This window comes from Thioalkalivibrio sp. AKL7 (genome assembly GCF_000381705.1).
GTDB lineage: Bacteria > Pseudomonadota > Gammaproteobacteria > Ectothiorhodospirales > Ectothiorhodospiraceae > Thioalkalivibrio > Thioalkalivibrio versutus.
The window spans coordinates 115,904-134,327 of record NZ_KB906950.1 but is presented as its reverse complement, the minus strand read 5'-3'; the positions used below and the strand labels follow the sequence as shown (position 1 = coordinate 134,327).

19 protein-coding genes and 1 riboswitch are annotated in these 18,424 nt (G+C 68.7%); of the genes, 14 read left to right on the top strand and 5 right to left on the bottom strand.

The window, feature by feature from the left end; all coding sequences use genetic code 11:
* The first annotated feature begins 73 nt into the window (after window positions 1-73).
* On the top strand, window positions 74-1,207 hold the full coding sequence (locus G315_RS0107680; protein WP_038032115.1) for an acyl-CoA desaturase: 1,134 nt from the start codon (window positions 74-76) through the stop codon (window positions 1,205-1,207).
* A 34-nt stretch (window positions 1,208-1,241) separates the two neighbouring features.
* Here the strand turns inward: G315_RS0107680 and G315_RS0107675 are convergent, their stop codons facing one another.
* Entirely contained in the window at window positions 1,242-1,559 is a 318-nt protein-coding gene (locus G315_RS0107675; RefSeq protein WP_018144999.1) for a response regulator transcription factor, read from the bottom strand.
* A 191-nt stretch (window positions 1,560-1,750) separates the two neighbouring features.
* On the opposite strand from G315_RS0107675, the gene G315_RS0107670 reads away from it, so the two are divergent.
* Genes G315_RS0107670 through G315_RS0107640 form a run of 7 tightly spaced genes read left to right on the top strand, consistent with a single transcriptional unit; the run spans window position 1,751 to window position 7,279 of the window.
* Window positions 1,751-2,098 carry a DUF3024 domain-containing protein gene (locus tag G315_RS0107670; RefSeq protein WP_018144998.1) on the top strand — a complete coding sequence of 116 codons (348 nt, stop codon included), beginning with the start codon at window positions 1,751-1,753 and terminating at the stop codon, window positions 2,096-2,098.
* A 10-nt stretch (window positions 2,099-2,108) separates the two neighbouring features.
* Window positions 2,109-2,369 carry a hydrogenase maturation nickel metallochaperone HypA gene (locus tag G315_RS0107665; RefSeq protein WP_018144997.1) on the top strand — a complete coding sequence of 87 codons (261 nt, stop codon included), beginning with the start codon at window positions 2,109-2,111 and terminating at the stop codon, window positions 2,367-2,369.
* Window positions 2,366-4,675, top strand: a complete 2,310-nt coding sequence (gene hypF / locus G315_RS0107660; protein ID WP_019612241.1) for a carbamoyltransferase HypF — start codon at window positions 2,366-2,368, stop codon at window positions 4,673-4,675. Before G315_RS0107665 ends, hypF begins: the two co-directional genes overlap by 4 nt.
* A gap of 4 nt (window positions 4,676-4,679) precedes the next feature.
* The gene (locus tag G315_RS0107655; RefSeq protein WP_018144995.1) at window positions 4,680-4,934 is read left to right on the top strand and encodes a HypC/HybG/HupF family hydrogenase formation chaperone; all 255 of its coding nucleotides are present in this window, start codon (window positions 4,680-4,682) and stop codon (window positions 4,932-4,934) included.
* Entirely contained in the window at window positions 4,931-6,019 is a 1,089-nt protein-coding gene (gene hypD / locus G315_RS0107650; protein WP_019612240.1) for a hydrogenase formation protein HypD, read from the top strand. The genes G315_RS0107655 and hypD overlap by 4 nt, the downstream gene beginning before the upstream one ends.
* Entirely contained in the window at window positions 6,016-7,020 is a 1,005-nt protein-coding gene (gene hypE, locus G315_RS0107645; protein ID WP_019612239.1) for a hydrogenase expression/formation protein HypE, read from the top strand. The genes hypD and hypE overlap by 4 nt, the downstream gene beginning before the upstream one ends.
* Window positions 7,021-7,072: 52 nt before the next feature.
* Complete coding sequence (locus G315_RS0107640) at window positions 7,073-7,279, top strand: hypothetical protein (RefSeq protein ID WP_018144992.1); 207 nt, start codon at window positions 7,073-7,075, stop codon at window positions 7,277-7,279.
* 2 nt (window positions 7,280-7,281) lie between these two features.
* Here G315_RS0107640 and G315_RS0107635 read toward each other — a convergent pair whose 3' ends face one another.
* Complete coding sequence (locus tag G315_RS0107635; protein ID WP_369699426.1) at window positions 7,282-7,785, bottom strand: GNAT family N-acetyltransferase; 504 nt, start codon at window positions 7,783-7,785, stop codon at window positions 7,282-7,284.
* Window positions 7,786-7,955: 170 nt separating this feature from the next.
* Between G315_RS0107635 and G315_RS0107630 the strand changes: the two genes are divergently transcribed.
* From G315_RS0107630 to G315_RS0107620, 3 genes are all read left to right on the top strand, one after another.
* The gene (locus tag G315_RS0107630) at window positions 7,956-8,906 is read left to right on the top strand and encodes a PDC sensor domain-containing protein (RefSeq protein WP_018144990.1); all 951 of its coding nucleotides are present in this window, start codon (window positions 7,956-7,958) and stop codon (window positions 8,904-8,906) included.
* 93 nt (window positions 8,907-8,999) lie between these two features.
* Window positions 9,000-9,836, top strand: a complete 837-nt coding sequence (locus tag G315_RS0107625; protein WP_018144989.1) for a PP2C family serine/threonine-protein phosphatase — start codon at window positions 9,000-9,002, stop codon at window positions 9,834-9,836.
* A gap of 47 nt (window positions 9,837-9,883) precedes the next feature.
* Complete coding sequence (locus G315_RS0107620) at window positions 9,884-10,927, top strand: LysM domain-containing protein (RefSeq protein WP_018144988.1); 1,044 nt, start codon at window positions 9,884-9,886, stop codon at window positions 10,925-10,927.
* A gap of 292 nt (window positions 10,928-11,219) precedes the next feature.
* Here the strand turns inward: G315_RS0107620 and G315_RS0107615 are convergent, their stop codons facing one another.
* Window positions 11,220-12,941 (bottom strand): serine/threonine-protein kinase, encoded by a 1,722-nt coding sequence (locus tag G315_RS0107615; RefSeq protein WP_018144987.1) that lies wholly within the window; start codon window positions 12,939-12,941, stop codon window positions 11,220-11,222.
* 19 nt (window positions 12,942-12,960) lie between these two features.
* A complete protein-coding gene (locus G315_RS0107610; RefSeq protein ID WP_019612237.1) occupies window positions 12,961-13,443 on the bottom strand; it encodes an FHA domain-containing protein in 483 nt (160 codons plus the stop codon).
* A gap of 212 nt (window positions 13,444-13,655) precedes the next feature.
* Here G315_RS0107610 and G315_RS0107605 point away from each other — a divergent pair, with 212 nt between their 5' ends.
* Complete coding sequence (locus G315_RS0107605; RefSeq protein WP_018144985.1) at window positions 13,656-14,027, top strand: DUF5362 family protein; 372 nt, start codon at window positions 13,656-13,658, stop codon at window positions 14,025-14,027.
* A gap of 112 nt (window positions 14,028-14,139) precedes the next feature.
* Complete coding sequence (locus G315_RS0107600) at window positions 14,140-15,237, top strand: diguanylate cyclase (protein ID WP_019612236.1); 1,098 nt, start codon at window positions 14,140-14,142, stop codon at window positions 15,235-15,237.
* 302 nt (window positions 15,238-15,539) lie between these two features.
* On the opposite strand, the gene thiC is transcribed toward G315_RS0107600, so the two are convergent.
* Window positions 15,540-17,429, bottom strand: a complete 1,890-nt coding sequence (gene thiC, locus G315_RS0107595; protein ID WP_019612235.1) for a phosphomethylpyrimidine synthase ThiC — start codon at window positions 17,427-17,429, stop codon at window positions 15,540-15,542.
* Window positions 17,430-17,510: 81 nt separating this feature from the next.
* A riboswitch (TPP riboswitch) is annotated at window positions 17,511-17,608 on the bottom strand.
* A 101-nt stretch (window positions 17,609-17,709) separates the two neighbouring features.
* On the opposite strand from thiC, the gene G315_RS0107590 reads away from it, so the two are divergent.
* Window positions 17,710-18,390: a TIGR00153 family protein gene (locus G315_RS0107590; protein WP_018144982.1), complete on the top strand. Its 681-nt coding sequence runs from the start codon at window positions 17,710-17,712 to the stop codon at window positions 18,388-18,390.
* The last annotated feature ends 34 nt before the right edge of the window (window positions 18,391-18,424 follow it).

Sequence of the window (18,424 nt, the reverse complement as noted above, 5' to 3'; positions counted from 1 at the left end):
CGCCGGTCGCGGTCTCATCTGCTATGAATAGGTGAGCATCTTCGCTCGCCCCGGTCGCCTGCAGGTCTCCACCATGTCCGAACGTGCCCCCCCGATTGCCTGGACGCCGGCAGTTTTCTTTGCACTGACCAACCTGGCCGCGGTCACGCTGGTGCCATGGTGGTGGCTCACCCAGGGCTTCAGCGGCGCGGCCTGGCTGTTTTTTGGCCTGTTCCTGGTGCTAAGCGGCCTGGGCATCACGGTGGGTTATCACCGGCTCTGGGCGCACCGCACCTTCAAGGCGCGGGGGCCATTGCGCGTTCTGCTGGCGCTGAGCGGTGCCCTGGCGCTGCAGAACAGCATCTACAACTGGGGCGCGCGGCATCGCGTGCATCATCGCTACGTGGATGATGTGGAACGCGACCCGCATTCCATCAAGCGCGGTTTCTGGCATGCCCACATGGGCTGGATGCTGCGCAACTGGCCCACCAGCGAGCCCGACTATTCACGGGTGAAGGACCTGGCGAAGGACCCGGTGGTAATGTGGCAGCATCGGCATTACTGGACCCTGGCCTGGGGACTGAACCTGGGCCTGCCTCTGCTGCTGGGGCTGGCATTCGGGGATGTGATCGGCATGCTGCTGCTGGCCGGCATTCTGCGCATGGTGCTCAGCCACCACTTCACGTTCTTCATCAACTCCCTGGCGCATTGGTGGGGCCGTCGTCCCTACAGTGACGAGAACACCGCCGTGGACAACGGACTGGTCGCCCTGCTCACCTGGGGCGAGGGGTACCACAACTTCCACCACGCCTTTCAGGCGGACTACCGCAACGGGGTGCGCTGGTGGCAGTACGACCCCTCGAAGTGGCTGATCAACCTTTTTGCCTGGACCGGACTGGTGTATGACCGCCGCTGGACACCGCGCTTCAAGATCATGCGCGCACGGCTGCACACCGAATTTCGCCGGCTGCTCAATGCCGACCAGGCCGGGCCGGCGCACGACTCCTGGCGGGCGACCGTTGAACGGGAGTATCAGCGTTTCCGCGATACCGTGAACCAGTGGCAGGCGGTGCAGGCGCGCAAGATGCGGGCCGGGCGCGAGGCCATGAACGATCGCTGGGTGCGCACGGAACTGCACACCCAGTTCAAGGAGCTGGAGTATCGCCTCAAGATGCAGCGCCGCCGCCTGCGCGCCCTGTCGGCCTCTCGTCGCGCGACCACGGCGTGAACGCGGGCCCCGGATTGCGGGGGCCCGAGCACCTTCAGGCGCGATCACCCCCCAGCTTGGCTGCGACCCGGTCGGCCACCTTGCCACGGACCACGACCTCGTCGGCGCCCGCCTGGCGCGCGGCCTTGAGCATCGCCCCTTCCACGTGCGGGCCAAAGGCGAGAATCTTCGCGTCTGGGTAGCGCTCGCGCCAGGTCGACACCGCTTCCACGCCACGGCTGCCGAGGTCGACCACCACCAGGTCGGGCTGCTCCGGCGCCTGACTGCTGGTAACCGATGCGCCGGCCGAACGCCAACGCGACTCCAGCCGCACGCGGGTCATCAGGTCCGGGGTGTCGAGGTGAATCTGCATGAGGTCTCCCGAGGGGGTCGGCCGGTGGAAGGGGTCGCGCTTTACGGAGGCTTGGCCGGACACGGGCAGCCTTGCCCGCAGGATCGCTTCAGCGCTGTCTCGTGGCACACACTCTAAACTATCGGGATCGTCACTTTGCCGACCCCGGCTAGCCAACGATTGACCCCGGCAGCAACGGAGAGCGGATACGTATGGCCCTGAGCGAATTCGAGCGCAAGCGGATTGAAAAAGTGATGGGTGGGTTCATGGAAAGGCGCCGACCACCCGCCCATGTTCGAGACCGTCTGGACCTTGTCTGGCGTCTCGAAGGCCAGAGCGTGGTGCTGTACGAGGTGCGCCCGCTGCTGGATGACGCCTCCAGGATCGTGGAGAACCCGGTGTTCAAGGCCACGTTCGTGCGCAAATCGGGCCGGTGGAAACTCTACTGGCAACGGGCAGACCTGAAGTGGCATGGCTACGACCCACACCCGGAACTCGCCTCGCTGGAGGATGTGCTGAGCGTGGTGGAAAAAGACGAATACGCCTGCTTTTTCGGATAGGGAGATACGGATGCACGAGTTTTCGCTGATGGCCGACCTGATGCGCAAGATCGAGCAGGTGGCGGCCGACAACGACGCCGAGCGGGTCACCCGTGTACGGGTGTGGCTGGGGGCGTTGTCGCACATCACGCCGGAGCACTTTCGCGAGCACTTCGAGGACGGCACCCGCGGCACCGTCGCCGAGGGGGCCGAGCTGGAGGTGGAGACCTCGGACGACGAGGCTGACCCCGAGGCCCAGCAGATCGTACTGCGGAGCGTGGACGTGGCGTGAGCACCGCCGCGACACACGCCCCATCGCCCGCGCGCTGGCGCCTGGTGGTCACCGGCCGGGTTCAGGGCGTTGGCTTCCGGCCGTTTGTCGCGGAGCGGGCCCGGCTGCTCGGCATCACCGGCTCGGCGGGCAACACGCCGTCCGGCGTGGTGGTCGAGGCCGAAGGACAGGAGGCGGCGCTGGTCGCGCTGCGGACTGCCCTGGAGCAGGAGGCCCCACCGGCCGCGCGGGTCGATGCGATCACCGTCACGGCTTCTCTCCCCGTCGGCGATGCCACCTTCCGCGTGGTTCAGGGCCCCGGGCAAGGTGGCGCGCCAGCCCTGGCGCCGGACCGCGCGCCCTGCCCCGACTGCCTCGCCGAGATCCGGGATCCGGCGGCGCGCCGCCACCGCTATCCGTTTACCGCCTGCACGGCCTGCGGGCCGCGCTGGAGTATAGCGACGGCCCTGCCCTGGGACCGCTCGCATACCACCCTGGACGGGTTCCCGCTGTGCGCGGCCTGCCGGGCGGAATTCGAGGCCCCGGGGGACCGGCGCTTTCACGCGGAGGCCATGGCCTGCCCGGACTGCGGGCCGCAGGTAACGCTGCGCGGCCCGGACGGAGGCGAACACGCCACCGGCGATGCGGCCCTGCACGCGGCAGTCAACACCCTGCGCGAGGGGCAGATCCTGGCGCTGAAGGGTCTGGGCGGGTTCCAGCTCCTGGTGGACGCGACCCGCCAGGATGCGGTGGCCCGCCTGCGCGCGCGCAAGCAGCGCCCGGACAAGCCGCTGGCGGTCATGCTGCCGGATGGCGACTGGCTGGACCAAGTGGCGCGCGCCACCGGCGCCGAACGTACGCTGCTGGATGCGCCGGAGGCACCGATCGTGCTGGTGGACCGCCGGCCCGGCGCCCCGCTGGCGGAGGGCGTGGCGCCGGGGTTCAACCGTCTGGGACTGATGCGGCCGGCGACGCCACTGCATCACCTGCTGCTGGAGGGCTTCGCCGGCCCGCTGGTCTGCACCTCGGGCAACCGCGGCGGCGAGCCCCTTTGTATCGACACCGCGGAGGCGGTGACCCGACTGGGCATGATCGCGGACGGGATCCTGGACCACGACCGGCCGATCGCGCGGGCACTGGACGATTCGGTGTTCCAGATCGCCGCGGGCCGGCCGCAATGCCTGCGCCTCGGCCGCGGGTATGCGCCGCTGCGAGTGCCCCTGCCAGACGCCGGGCCCGTCACCCTCGCACTGGGGGGCCACCTGAAGGCCGCCCCGGCCCTGGCCCTGGAGGACGAGGTGGTCGTCGGCGCCCACGTCGGCGACCTGGACAGCGATGCGGCCCTGCACCGGCTGGCTGGCGAGGCCCGCGCACTGGGCGAGCTCTGTGGCGTGGACATCGCGCGCGTCGCCTGCGACCGGCATCCCGACTACGCCTCCACGCCGCTGGCCGGGGCCTGGGGGCCTCCGGTCGTCGCCGTACAGCACCATCACGCCCACGCGGCGGCCTGCCTGGCGGAGCACGGGGTACGCGAACCGGCCGTGGCGCTGGTCTGGGACGGCATGGGACTCGGCGAGGACGGCATGCTGTGGGGCGGCGAATGCCTGGCAGTGGACGCCGACGGGGGCTTTCAACGGCGGAGTCATCTGCGGCCCTTCCGCCTGCCCGGGGCCGAGGCCGCGATACGCGAACCCCGGCGCGCCCTGCTGGGCCTGCTGCATGCCCACTTCGACGGCGATCCGGCCGCGCTGGAGGCGAGCCCCGCGCGGGCCTTGTTTACCGCTGCGGAATGGCACCCGCTGCTCGCGGCACTGGAGCGAGGGATCAACGCCCCCTGGACGTCCAGCGTCGGGCGGCTGTTCGACGCGGTCGCGGCGCTGGGCGGGCTACGCACCGGTGCCGGCTTCGAGGGGCAGGCGGCCATGCTCGTGCAGCAGGCGGCGGAGGCCACGGGATACGGACTCGGCACCGCCGGCATTGCGCTGGATACAGCAACGGCACCCTGGCAGGCCGACTGGGGCCCGCTGGTCGCGACCCTGCTGGCCGACCATGCCGACGGCGCCGGGGCCAGCCGTATGGCCGTCCGCCTGCACGGGGCGCTGGCCGGGTTCGCCGTGGAGGCCGCCCGGGCCGGGCGCGAGGAAACCGTGGCGCTGACCGGCGGATGCTTCCAGAATCGGTGGTTGCTGCAACAATGCGTGGACGCGCTGCAGGCCGCCGGCTTCCGACCGCTGTGGCCGCAGCGCATCCCGCCCAATGACGGCGGGCTGGCGCTGGGCCAGGCGCTGATCGGGCGCCGGGCCGCGGTGCCCCCGAACGGAGACTGAGCCCATGTGCCTTGCCATCCCCGGTCGTATCGACAGCGTGGACGGCGACGACCCGCTGTTCCGCCAGGCGCGCGTGGCCTTCGGTGGCGTCACGCGCGTGATATCGCTGGCCTGCACCCCCGAGGCCGGGCCCGGCGACTACGTGCTGGTCCACGCCGGCATCGCGATCGCCACCCTCGACGAGGCCGCTGCCGAACGCACCCTGGCGGCCCTGCGCGAAATCCCCGCGCACGACCCGCCCGCCCCGGAGGGCCCGTGAAGCACCTGGACGAATACCGCGACCCGGCGCTGATCCTGCGTCAGGTGGAAGCGATCCGCGCCACCTGCACCCGGCACTGGACGCTGATGGAGGTCTGCGGCGGCCAGACCCACGCAATCCTGCGCCATGGCCTGGATGAACTGCTGGCGGACGCCGTCGAGCTGATCCACGGGCCCGGCTGCCCGGTCTGCGTGACCCCGGCCGAGACCCTGGACCAGGCGGTACTGCTGACCCGCCACCCGGAGGTGATGCTGTGCACCTTCGGCGACATGCTGCGCGTGCCCGGGGCGCTGGGCGACCTGAACGCGGCGCGCGCGGCCGGGGGCGAGGTGCGCGTAATCTACTCGCCGCTGGATGCGGTGGCGCTGGCGCGCGAACACCCGGAGCGCGAGGTCGTGCTGCTGGCGGTGGGCTTCGAGACTACCGCCCCGGCCGCCGCAATCGCCGTGCTGCAGGCCGAGGCCCTGGGCCTGGCCAACCTGTCGCTGCTGGTCTCGCACTCGCTGGTCCCGCCGGCGATGGAGGCGTTGCTGGCCGACCCGGACAACCGCATCCAGGGCTTCCTGGCCGCCGGCCATGTCTGCACGGTGGAGGGGGCGACCGCCTATCACGCGATCGCCGAACGCTTCCGGGTCCCGATCGTGGTGACCGGCTTCGAGCCGGTGGACCTGCTGGCCGGGATCCACGCCTGCGTGGAGCAACTGGAACGCGGCGCGGCCCGGGTGGCAAACCGCTACGACCGGGCCGCGCAGGACCACGGCAACGCAGCCGCGCGCGCTGCGGTCTCTCGCGTCTTCGAGCCGGTCGAGCGCGAATGGCGGGGCATGGGACGCCTGCCCGCCAGCGGCCTCGGGCTGCGCCCGGAGTACGCCCGGTTCGACGCCGTGGCCCGTTTCGGGCTCGTCCCACCCGAGGCGACCGGGGATGGCCCCTGCATCGCCGGCGAGGTGCTGCGCGGGCTGCGCCGCCCCACCGACTGCCCCGCCTTCGGCCGCGATTGCACGCCGGATACCCCGCTGGGCGCGCCCATGGTCTCCTCCGAGGGGGCCTGCGCGGCCTACCTGCACTATCGGGGCGGGGCATGACCACCGACGTCGTACGCCTCGCGCATGGCGGCGGGGGGCGGATGCAGGCGAAGCTGCTGGACGAGGTGATCCTGCCAGCGCTGGGCATCCCGGCCCTCGCCGCCCCCGATGCCGCCGTGCTCGACGCCCCGGGCGGGCGCCTGGCAATGACGACGGACAGCTTCGTGGTGCGGCCGCTGTTCTTCCCGGGTGGCGACATCGGCCAGCTCGCGGTGCACGGTACGATCAACGACTTGGCGATGGCCGGGGCGCGCCCCCTGTGGCTGACCCTCGGCCTGATCCTGGAGGAGGGGCTGCCGCTGGACGACCTGCGGCGCGTCCTCGCCTCGGTGCAGGCGGCCGCCGAAGAATGCGGCGTGCGGGTGGTCGCCGGCGACACCAAGGTGGTGGAGGCCGGGCGCGGCGACGGGGTCTACATCAACACCAGCGGGGTGGGCGTCGTGCCCGAAGGCGTGCAGATCACGCCGGGCGCGATCCGGCCCGGTGATGTACTGCTCGCCAGTGGCGATCTTGGCCGCCATGGTGTCGCCATCCTCGCCGCCCGCGAAAACCTGGGCCTGGACCCGCCGATCCCCAGCGACAGCGCATCGGTCGCCGGGGCCGTGGCCGCACTGCTGGCCGCCGGCGTGCCAGTCCGCGCGCTGCGCGACCCCACCCGCGGCGGTGCGATCGCCGCCCTGCAGGAGCTGGCCGACGCCTCCGCCTGCCGCCTGGTGCTGGAGGACGCCGCAATCCCCGTGCGCAACGACGTGCGCGGGGCCTGCGAGATCCTCGGCCTGGACCCCCTGCACTCCGCCTGCGAGGGCCGCTTCCTGGCCGCCGTTCCGGAACACGCGGCCGCTCAGGCCCTGAGGATTCTCCGGACCCGCGCGGAGACAGCCGGGGCCGTCGCTATCGGACGGGCGGAGACGGGCGAACCGGCTGTCATCCGGCACCTGGCGACCGGCGTGGAGCGCCGCGTCATCCTGCCGGCCGGCGAGCAGCTGCCCCGTATTTGCTGAAGCGGCCTGCGTGTCGCGCTATGGTGGGTCAGAACGACAGGAGGACCCCGAGATGAACTTGCGCACCCTCATGGGAACCGCTCTAGCATTGGCCACCACGCCCGTCCTGGCCCACCCCGGGCACGGACACGGGGACGCCTTCTCGCTGCTCCACTTCCTGAGTTCACCCGAGCATCTCTGGCCCCTCGGGCTGCTGATGCTGGCCATTGTCGGGGGCCTGTTCGGTGCCCTCTGGTACCGCCACCGGGCGCGACGCTGACGTCAGCCGGCGACGGGCGAACCTTCCACCGCCCACCAGTAGCGCTGTTCGTAGTCACGGTCGCGATCGCGCACCGGTACCGGGACGAAACCCATCGCCGCGAAGAAGCTGGCCGCCGAGGCCTGGGCCTTGACCAGCACCCCGGCCACCCCGGCCTCGTGCGCGGCGCTCCGGCAGGCCTCGACCAGTTGCCGGCCCACACCCTGCCCGCGGGCGGCTCGCCCCACGTAGAGGCCATGCAGCAACAGCCCATCGGCGGCACCCTCCGGCAGCTCGCGGGTCTCCGCCGCCTCCCAGGCGGCGGCGCCGACCACCTCGCCCGCACGCTCCAGCACCGTCACCTCGAGGAACATCAGATCGGCCTCGGTATAGCGGTAGGCCGGCAGGGCGAGCCGGCGCACGCGCTCGGGCAAGGGCCAATCCTCGACCGCCTCGGCCACCAGCCCATTGATAGCGTCGAGATCGCCGGGGCGGGCCGGGCGGAGGGATTCGGTAGATTTCGTCATGGGCATGTTCGCAGTATCGGACACAGGCGGGCTCGTCGTCGGCATGGTTCCTGCTCGGACCTGTTCGCCAGGCCGAAGTGCCGGGACAAACGGCCCGCGCGGGCCGTCACGACAACGCCATTCCCGATCAGGGATAATCGCAGCGCACTGAAAGGAGACGACACCGCACCATGACGGAACTGAAAAAGGCGATCGAGCACCAGCGCGACTACCTCGAGGACAAGCTGCATGAACCCCTGGCGGAGATCGCCGGCCGGCTGAGTGCCGCCTGGCCGCGCCGCGAGGCGCTGGACTCGATCCTGGAGGAGGCGATCCGCCAGATCCCGGAAGCGACCTTCGTGTATGCACTAAACACCGAGGGGGTCCAGCTTTCGGACAACATCTCGCGCACTGGCGTACTGCCGGAACACTTCGGGCGCGATCGCTCGCAGCGCCCGTACATGAAGGAGGCCGTGCCCGCGGACGGCTTCCTGCTGTCGGATGCCTACATCAGCCTGCTCGGACGCCGGCCATCCCTGACCTCATTGCAGCTGGTGCGCGACGACCAGGGCAATGCGCTGGGCTTTCTCGGTGCGGACTTCGATCTGCGCAACCTGCCCGACTTCTCCGAGGACCTGTACGAGGAGCCCAGCGAGTGGCGCCAGATCAAGGGCGATCCGTCGATTCGCGGGACACTGTTCCTGCAGAGTCGTACCGAGAGCCTGATGGACCAGAACATGGACACCGCCCTGGCCATTCTGGAAGAACTGTTCACCGAGCGCGGCGTGTTCCAGGGGGTGTTCCACTTCTCCAGTTCGCGCGCCACGCTGTGGACCACCGAGGACCCCTACCGCTACCGCATCCTGACGCACGAATCCCTGGGCGACCCGGACGTCTGCCTGGCGTTTCCGCACGAGCCGTACCCCGCGGAGGCGCTGATCCCGAGGGAGGACGTCGGCCGCGTGCTGGAGGCACTGCGCGCGCTGCGCTATGCCGACGAAACCGTGTACCTGCGTTCCGCCTCGATCAACCTGTTCAACGGCATGATCAGCCTGACCTTCTCCTGCGACGGCTCGCATTACATGACCTGGGACGACTTCCTCGGCCGCTCCATCCAGTTCTGGATCGGCGCCACCGGCTAGGGAGACACGGATCGATGCGCTTCTCCCCCCGGGGCTGTCGCGCGCCGATCAACTCGGTCATCATGGTCACGGGATCAGCGGGGCCACACGCACATGGAAACCGGATACGCCAGGGAGGTGGGTGGCCGCGCCGAGCAACAGGACGCGGTGACCGTGCTACAAAACGCGGACGGGCAGAGCGCCCTGCTGCTGGTCGCGGACGGAATGGGCGGCCACGAGGGCGGGGCACGCGCCTCGCACGCCGCGATCGCGACCGCCGAACGCCTGTGGACCCGCTACGCGGGGCAGGCTGCCGATGCCCGTGCCCTGCTCCACGCTCTCTTCCACGAGACCCATGCAGCCTTGCTGGAGGCCGGGGGTACCGATCCGTCACAACGCCCCGGCACCACGCTGGTGGCACTGTATGTGACCCCGACCTCCGCCTGCTGGGCCCATTGCGGCGACAGCCGGCTGTACCACTTCGAGGGCGACACCCTTCAGCGACGCACGCGCGATCACACCCGGGTCCAGCAGCTGGTCGACGAAGGGGTAATAAGCGAGGTGCAAATGGCAACGCACCCGGAGCAGAACCGGCTATTGCGAGGCCTCGGCGTGGTCGACCCGATCGAGGTGGACTACGGCGAGGCCCCCGTCACCCGTCACACGCGCTTCTTGTTGTGCTCGGATGGCTTCTGGGAACAGATCGGGCCGATGGAGATCGCGGAACTGCTGGACAGCCCGGATCTCGACACGGCCACCGCGAGCGCAGCCGTCGAAGCGGCGCGACGCGGCGGACCCAAGGGTGACAACGTGGCCCTGGCAGCATGGCGGAGCGGGCCGCCGCGCGGGCGTTTCTGGCGCCGGCACCTGAAGGCGCGCATCGGGCCCACGCTGGGCCTTCTGGCGCTTCTGGCTGCGGCCCTTGCGATCCTGCTGTGGCCGCTGGACTGATGCCGACCGTATACTCGCGGACTCGCCGAGCCGCACCAGTCCTTGCCATGATGCCAGCCCACATCACGCTGATTCGCCTCGTCTCGCTTGTCGTACTGACAGCGTTCCTGTCCGGCTGTGCGCAGCTACAGGGCATGTTCGACCCCGAGGCGGAGGCCACCGAGGACGTGGTCGTCGCGACCGACGAAGCCCCGTCCGACCCGATCGCCCGTGAGGAGCAGGACGAGCGCCTCAAGATCGCCGAGATCGTGCAGCTCCTGCAGGGCGGCGAGATGGACCGGGCACGCTCGGCACTGGACCGGATCCTCGCAGATGATCCGGGCAACCGCGCCGCCCGCGGCCTGCGTGAACAGCTCTCCGGGGATCCGCAGGCGACCCTGGGCGAGGCCTATTTCGTTCACACGGTGGAGCCGGGCGACAGCCTGGGCGGGCTGGCGCGTGAGCACCTCGGCGATGCCACCCGCTTTGTGATCCTCGCACGCTACAACGACATCGAACGCCCGGACCGACTGCTCGTCGGGCAACGGCTGCGCATCCCACGGGATGTAGCGGGGCTGCAACGTGGCGAGACCGATCTGGACGAACAGCTGATGGCTCTGGACCCCGACGCCGCGCCCGGCGTCAGCGAGGACGGTTTGCGCCGCGCAATCGAGGCCGACCTGGCAGCCGGGCGTTATGGCGCGGCGCTGGAGGTCGTGGAGCTGGTCCGCGAGCACCCCGAGGCGCAGAACGAATGGGCCAGCTGGCTGGACCCCCTTTCGCGCGACGCGGCGATCGGCTACTGGCACCAGCGGGGCGTGGAGGCGCGCTCTGCAGGCGCGACCGGAAACGCGCTGGAGGCCTTCGGCCGGGTGCTCGAACAGGACCCGCAACACGCGACCGCGCGCCAGCACCTTGACGAGCTGGAGCAACAGCGCAAGGAGGCCCTGCACGCGGAGGCCATCGTGCGCTACCGCAACCAGGACCTGGAGACCGCCATCGCATTGTGGGACGAGGCCCTGGCGATCGACCCCGGGTTCGAGGCGGCGCGCGGCTATCGCCTGCGAGCCCTGGAACTGCAGCGTCGCCTGGATGCCCTAGGGAAACACTGATTAATGTACACGTTCGCGTTGGTGCCCCAGGTTTTCCGAGACAAGGCGCGTCGTGCAGCGGGTAGTGGTTCTACCCGCAAGCGGTGCAACGCAGGATCGGGGAACCTGGGGCTCCAACCCCACAAGCCATTGAATGCAGGGGCTTGGCCGCTTTTGCGCGCGCACGGCGTTGCGGCTCCCTTGTGCAGAGTGACTGCACGGCAGTCGCCGCGCCTTGTTCGCACGCAAAAGCGACTCGAGCGCGAACGTGTACATTAATCAGTGTTTCCCTAGATCGCGAGAACGACCGGAGTTAATCCGTAGCGGTACGTCTTGAAGTGGCTTCGGTCGGCAACTCGTCGGATGCGAGCTCCTGGGTGCGGTCGCCGTCAGCAACCGGCCCTGCAGCGCTGCGCTCGGGCGTCCCGGCGACCCGGCGCTTCATGCGCGCCTCCAGCGAGTCGGCCATCGCGTTGTAGGCACTGAAGACCCGCTCGAAGTCGTCGTGTCGACGGGCACGGATCCGGGTATCGAGCCGCCCCTGACCGATCTGGTCCAGCGCCCCGCGCAGGCGGTCCAGCGGCGCCTGAAGACGCCGGGCGAGCACGTAGGCCCCCAGGAGCACCGCGAGGAGGGTGACCAGCGTGAGCATCAGCAAGGCCATGAAGGTGGCCTCGTTCGCCGCGCGCAGCGACCCCGTGGACAGCCCGACCTGGAGTTGCCCAAGGTGATGACCCTGGTAGCGAACCGGGGCCTCGAACATGAACAGCTCTGCGCCATCCCGCCCGGTGATGGACCACACGGCCTGGCCGTCGCGACGCTGAAGCAGGCGGTCCTCGGAAGGCGGCTCGTAGGGCTGGCCCAGGACCTCCGGGTCGCTGCTGGCCACCACCTCGCCGCGGTGGTCCACGACGCTCAGCAGGGCAATCTCCCGGTTCGCCTGCATGTCGCGTAGGCGGCCCTGGACCGCGATGGTGTCCTCCAGCAACAGGTCCTCGGCACTCTCCACCGAGATGATCTGCGCCAGCGTGGCCCCATAGTCAAACGCCAGGTCGGTCATCACCTCATTCTGCTTCTGGTGTACCAGCGTGCCACCGACAACCAGGGTGACCGCCACCAGTGCCCCCATGACCGCGGCCCAGCGCAGACGCAGCGGGATGATCCGACGCCCGCCACCTGCCCTTTCGCGCTCGGCGCGTTGCTCGTCGATACGCTCGAGGTCCACCAGTAGCTCGCCGGCCGACTGGTAGCGCTCGTCCGGCTCCTTCGCCAGCAGGCGCAACACCAGCTCGATCAGTTCCTGCGGACAGTCGCGCACGATGACCCGCGGTGCGGGGACCGGATCCTTGACCACCCGGGTCAGCAGGGTCTCGACATCGTGACCGCGAAACGGGGTGGCCCCCGTCAGGAGCTCGTACAGCACCACGCCCACGGAATAGAGATCGGCACGAGCGTCGGTATCGCGGCCACGGACCTGCTCCGGCGCCATATAGTGCGGCGATCCTGCGATATAGCCGTCGTCGTCCTCGGCAAGCCAGTCGTCGTCGGCGCGCCAGTCGGGGTCCCTGAGGGTGCGGGCGATGCCGAAGTCCATCACCTTGATGTTCGCCGTGGCGCTGGTGACGATGATGTTCTCGGGCTTGATGTCGCGGTGCACGACGCCATGCCGGTGGGCATAGTCCAGGGCCTCCACCAGCTGGATGGCGATCTTCAGGACATTGCGCAGCAGCAGCGGCCGGAACTGTTCCGCGAACTCCGCGAGGGTGATGCCGTCCAGCAGCTCCATCGCGATGAACGGCTGCTGATCCGACTCGCCGACATCGAAGATGGTGACGATGCCCGGGTGGGTCAGGGTGCCGGCGGCACGCGCCTCGGCCAGGAAGCGCCGGCGGTACTCGGGCCGGCGGGCGTAGTCCGGTTGCAGGCACTTGATCGCCAGCGGACGCCGGATATCCGGGTCGTAGCCGCGATGGATGACGGCCATCGCACCGCGCCCGATCTCCTCGCCGACCCCGTAGCGTCCGATCCGCTGCATGCGCCGGCGACCCTGAGCCTCAAGCCGTCTCGAGCAGGATGCGCGCGACGGCCGCCAGTACCAGGACCGCAACCGCGATGCCCAGCCAGCGCCAGCGTGACCGAGGCCCACGGCCAGGCCGGGCATCGGAACCGTCGTCGCGGCGGCGGAACACGAACTCGGCCCGCCCGAAACGGACGTGGTCGCCGTCCTTCAGCGCAGCCTCGTGCACCTTTTCGTCGTTTACCCAGGTGCCGTTGGTGGACAAGAGATTGACCACCCGGCATTCGCCGCCGTCGTTGACCAGCCAGGCATGCTGCGAGGAGACGCTGCCCTCCTGCAGTACGATGTCATTGGTAGCCTCACGCCCCACCAAGCGCTTGCCCGGTTTCAAGGTCAGGCGCTGCTGGCCGAAGGGCTCGGAGATCCCCACCAGCACCGGGTGGCCGCCGGGGGGCGCCCCCTCGCTGGCGGTGTCCGCGGCGCTTTCCTGCTCGGGCAAGGCCTGTCCCTGAAACAGCATTGTCCCCTGCGGCCCGCTGCGGCCGGCATCCCTGCGTCGTCCCTGGTCGCTCATACATCCCCCTGCTTCACGAGCCTTGCGTGGCCCTGTTTTTCGGGTTGTCACCTGCTCGAGTATGCACGGGCGGCGCGCACCAAAACAACGAATGCGTCACACCATGAAAGGGCCTGCTATGCTCCGGCCATCCGCCCATCACGACAAGGAGTCTGAACATGGAACAGGACACCACCAACGGGGCCGACCTCCGTGGACTGATCGAGCCGCTCGTTCGCGGAAAATTCTGGATGCAGTTGATCGGGGTGATGCTAATCATCTCGGGCGTGCTGACCGCCCTGTCGATCATCGGCATCATCATCGCCTGGATCCCGATCTGGGCCGGCGTGGTCCTGATGCAGGCCGCCGGCGCCTCCCAGCGCGCCTACGAAAGTGCCGATCCGGAAGCGATCAAGTACGCCCTCGGCCGCCTGCGCATCTACTTCACCATCTTTGGCGTGCTGCTGCTGATCTACCTGATCCTGATGGTCCTGGGCATGATCTTCGGCATCGGCGCCGGCCTGATGGGCGGCTTCGGCCACATGCAGTAGTCCCGGCGGGCGCCACTTTCGATTAACGTTTCGCATGGCCCGTTCGCAGGGCCGCGGCGGCGACACGTCCGGATCCGCACGCTGCGGCCTGAACGGTTATAGGAGTCGGGGTTTGGACATCATCAGGCGCCTGCGGGTCCTGGGAAACCCGTTGCACCGGGAAGACGCAGACGTTCGGCGGGCTTTCGCGGCCTGGCATCGCCAGGTGCGGATCCCGCAGGCCCGCTACGTCGCGTTCCTGACGGCCCTGCTGTATTTTCTGTACGCCGTCCTCGAGCAATCGGTGGCCACCGACTTGCACACCTCGAGGCTTGTGGCCCATGCCCTGCTGGTGCCGGGATTGCTGCTGGCGGTCGGGCTGATGAGTTTCGATCGGCGCCTGCAGCCGATGATGTGGGTGCTGCTGACCCTGGCACCAGTGGTAGCGAACGCGGCCAACCTGCATCTGAACGTTGGTTCGGCGCAGTTTCTGATATTCGCCCCCGAGATCTATCTCAGCATCATGTGGACGTTTGCGATCTCCGGACTGGCCCTGCGCCAGGCCGTGATTGCCGCAACCGCCATCATCGCGCTGGTAATCGCCGCCACCTTCCGCCAGCCGCTGGAGGCGGATCTGCTGCAGCTGCACCTGATGTGGGCCCTGGCCGCGTTCTCCTTCGGCTGCTTGAGCGCCTTCATCCTCGAGAAGGCCCACAAGCACACCTTCCTGCAACAACAGCAGCTGGCCCGTGCCGCCCGGGTCGACGAACTGACCTCCTTGTGGAACCGTGCGCATATCGAGCGCCTGTTCGATGAGGAACGCGCACGGGCCGAGCGCTACGGTGAACCGTTCGCGGTCATCCTGATCGACATCGATCACTTCAAGTCCGTGAATGACACCTGGGGACACAGCACCGGCGATGGGGTGCTTCGCCAGTTCGCCGGCCTGCTGCGGCAGAACCTGCGCAAGGTGGATGCCATCGGTCGGATCGGGGGCGAGGAGTTCTTCGTGCTGCTGCCGCAGACGCGCGGCGAACAGGCGCTCGTCGCTGCCCGTGAGCTGCAGGCGCGAATCACCGCCTTCGACTTCGACACGGTGGGACGGCTGACCGCCAGCTTCGGTGTCACCGAATACCGCCCCGGCGAGGACCGGGTCGACACCTTCAATCGTGCCGACCAGGCCCTGTACGCCGCCAAGAAGAACGGCCGTAGCCGGATCGAGGTGCGCTAGGGAGACGCTGATTAATTCGCACGTCCGCGTTGGTGCCCCATTTTTTCCGAGACAAGGCGCGGTGCGCAGCGCCGTGGTCACTCTACGGTCAAGCGCCGCAACGCAGGATCGGGAAAAATGGGGCGCCAACCCCTTGAGGACTCGGCCGCCCGTTGTTGACGACAATGGGCCCGCTGACCGCGTTGCGGCTCGCTTATGTAGCTCGGCTACACTTCGCTCACCGCGCCTTGTCAGCGGGCAACATCGATCGAGCGCGGACGTGCGAATTAATCAGCGTCTCCCTAGCGTCTCTCCCGGTCGATCTACACCTCGCGGTAGAGGCGCGCGCCCTTCTCGACGAACTCGACCGCCTTCTCCTGCATCCCCTTCTTCAGGGCCTCGTCCTCGGAGACGCCCTGGGCCGCGGCGTAGTCGCGCACGTCCTGGGTGATCTTCATGGAGCAGAAGTTGGGGCCGCACATGGAGCAGAAGTGGGCGACCTTGTGCGCGTCCTTGGGCAGGGTCTCGTCGTGGAATTCGCGCGCGCGTTCCGGGTCCAGCGCCAGGTTGAACTGGTCCTCCCAGCGGAACTCGAAGCGCGCCTTGGAGAGCGCGTTGTCCTGCAGCTGGGCGCCGGGGAAGCCCTTGGCGAGATCCGCCGCGTGGGCCGCGATCTTGTAGGTGATGATGCCGTCGCGCACGTCCTGCTTGTTGGGCAGGCCCAGATGCTCCTTCGGCGTCACGTAGCAGAGCATCGCGGTGCCGTACCAGCCGATGTTGGCCGCGCCGATGCCGGAGGTGATGTGGTCGTAGGCCGGGGCGATATCGGTGACCAGCGGGCCGAGGGTGTAGAACGGCGCCTCGAAGCAGTCTTCCAGCTCCTTGTCGACGTTTTCCTTCACCTTCTGCAGCGGTACGTGACCGGGGCCCTCGATCATCACCTGCACGTCGTGCGCCCAGGCCTTCTGCGTCAGCTCGCCCAGGGTTTCCAGCTCGCCGAACTGCGCGGCGTCGTTGGCGTCGGCCAGGCAGCCGGGGCGCAGCCCGTCACCCAGCGAGAACGAGACGTCGAACGCCTTCATGATCTCGCAGATCTCGTCGAAACGGGTGTAGAGGAAGTTCTCCTCGTGATGCGCGAGGCACCACTTGGCCATGATCGAGCCGCCGCGCGAGACGATGCCGGTCACCCGATCGGCGGTCAGCGGCACGTACTGCAGGCGCACGCCGGCGTGGATGGTGAAGTAGTCCACGCCCTGTTCGGCCTGCTCGATCAGGGTGTCGCGGAACAGCTCCCAGGTCAGGTCCTCGGGCTTGCCGTCGACCTTCTCCAGCGCCTGGTAGATCGGCACGGTGCCGATCGGCACCGGCGAGTTGCGCAGGATCCACTCGCGGGTCTCGTGGATGTTCTTGCCGGTAGACAGGTCCATCAGGGTGTCGCCGCCCCAGCGCGCGGACCATACCAGCTTCTCGACCTCCTCCTCGATCGAGGAGGAGACCGCGGAGTTGCCGATGTTGGTGTTGACCTTCACGCGGAAGTTGCGGCCGATGATCATCGGCTCCAGTTCCGGGTGGTTGATGTTGGCCGGGATGATCGCGCGGCCACGGGCGATCTCGTCGCGCACGAACTCGGGCGTGATCGCCTCGGGGATGGACGCCCCGAAGGACTCGCCGGCGTGCTGGCGCAGCAGCTTCTTGTAGCGCGGGTCGGCGCGCAGCTCCTGCAGGCGGTTGTTCTCGCGGATGGCGACGAACTCCATCTCCGGGGTGATGGTCCCCTGGCGGGCGTAGTGCATCTGCGAGACGTTCGCCCCGGCCTGCGCGCGGCGCGGCGGGCGGATGTGCTCGAAGCGCAGGCTGGCCAGTTCCGGGTCGGCGGCGCGGACGCGGCCGTATTCGGAACTGGGGCCATCCTGCCATTCGGTATCGCCACGCTCGTCAATCCAGCCGCCGCGCAGATCCGTCAGGCCCTGGCGCAGATCGATGGTCGCGTCCGGATCCGTGTACGGGCCCGAGGTGTCGTAGACCGGGATCGGCGGGTTCTCTTCCGGGGTGCCGGAGGTCAGCGTGGGGCTTTGTGCGACCTGGCGGAACGGCACGCGGATATCCGGGCGCGAACCCTGCACGAAGACCTTCTCGGAATTGGGGAACGGGCGCGTGACGTCGGCGGAGACCTGGGCGGTCTTGCGGGCGAAGGACTCGGGGATGGCGCTCATACAGTGACCTCTGCGGTGCGGGCATGGCAGCAGAGGGAACGGAACGGGCCGGACAGACTGCGAACGGAGCGCGCGCGGACTGGATCGAGCACCGAGCTTCCCTCCGCCAGCGTTAACTGGTTCAGGTTCAAGGGGACTCTCTCAGCTCGCATCGATCGCGGGCACCCCCAGCTCTGACGGATGAGTGTACCGCACCGAGGGCGTCGGCGGGACCAACAAGACCGCGCGCGCTCCGGTGTTTTGCGTTAGATTAACGCTTTGTGACAACCTTCGCGCCGCCATGTCCCCCAAGAACTTCGTCTTCGAGCTGTTTGGCCGTTCCCCGGTACGCCCGCTACAGGCGCACATGGAGAAGGTGCGCGCCTGCATCGCCGAGCTCCCGCCGTTCATGGAGGCCATGGCCCGCGACGACTGGGAGACCGCGCGGGTACAGCAGAAGAAGATTTCGAAGCTGGAACGCGAGGCGGACCGCCTGAAGAAGGACCTGCGCCTGCACCTGCCCAAGGGCATGATGCTGGCCATGTCGCGCCGCGACGTGCTCGACACCCTGCTGATCCAGGACCGCATCGCCAACATGGCGAAAGACATCGCCGGGCTGATGCTGGGCCGTCAGATGCAATTCCCCGACAACATGGGCGAGCCGCTGAAGCGCTTCCTCGATCGCAGCGTGGATGCGGTCGACCAGGCCGGCCGGGCAATCAACGAGCTGGACGAACTGGTGGAGGCGGGCTTCCGCGGCCACGAGGTCGAGGTCGTCAACGGCATCCTCACTGAGCTGGACCAGATCGAGCACGAGTCCGACGAGGCCCAGCGCGAGGTGCGCGAGATCCTCTTCGCGCAGGAGGCCGAACTACCGCCGGTCAACGTGATGTTCATGTATCGCGTGATCGACTCCATCGGCGAACTGGCCGACCTGGCCCAGCGTGTAGGCAGCCGCCTGCAGCTGATGCTCGCCAAGTAACCACCGGCACCCAGGCACAGGCACCGAGGACGGC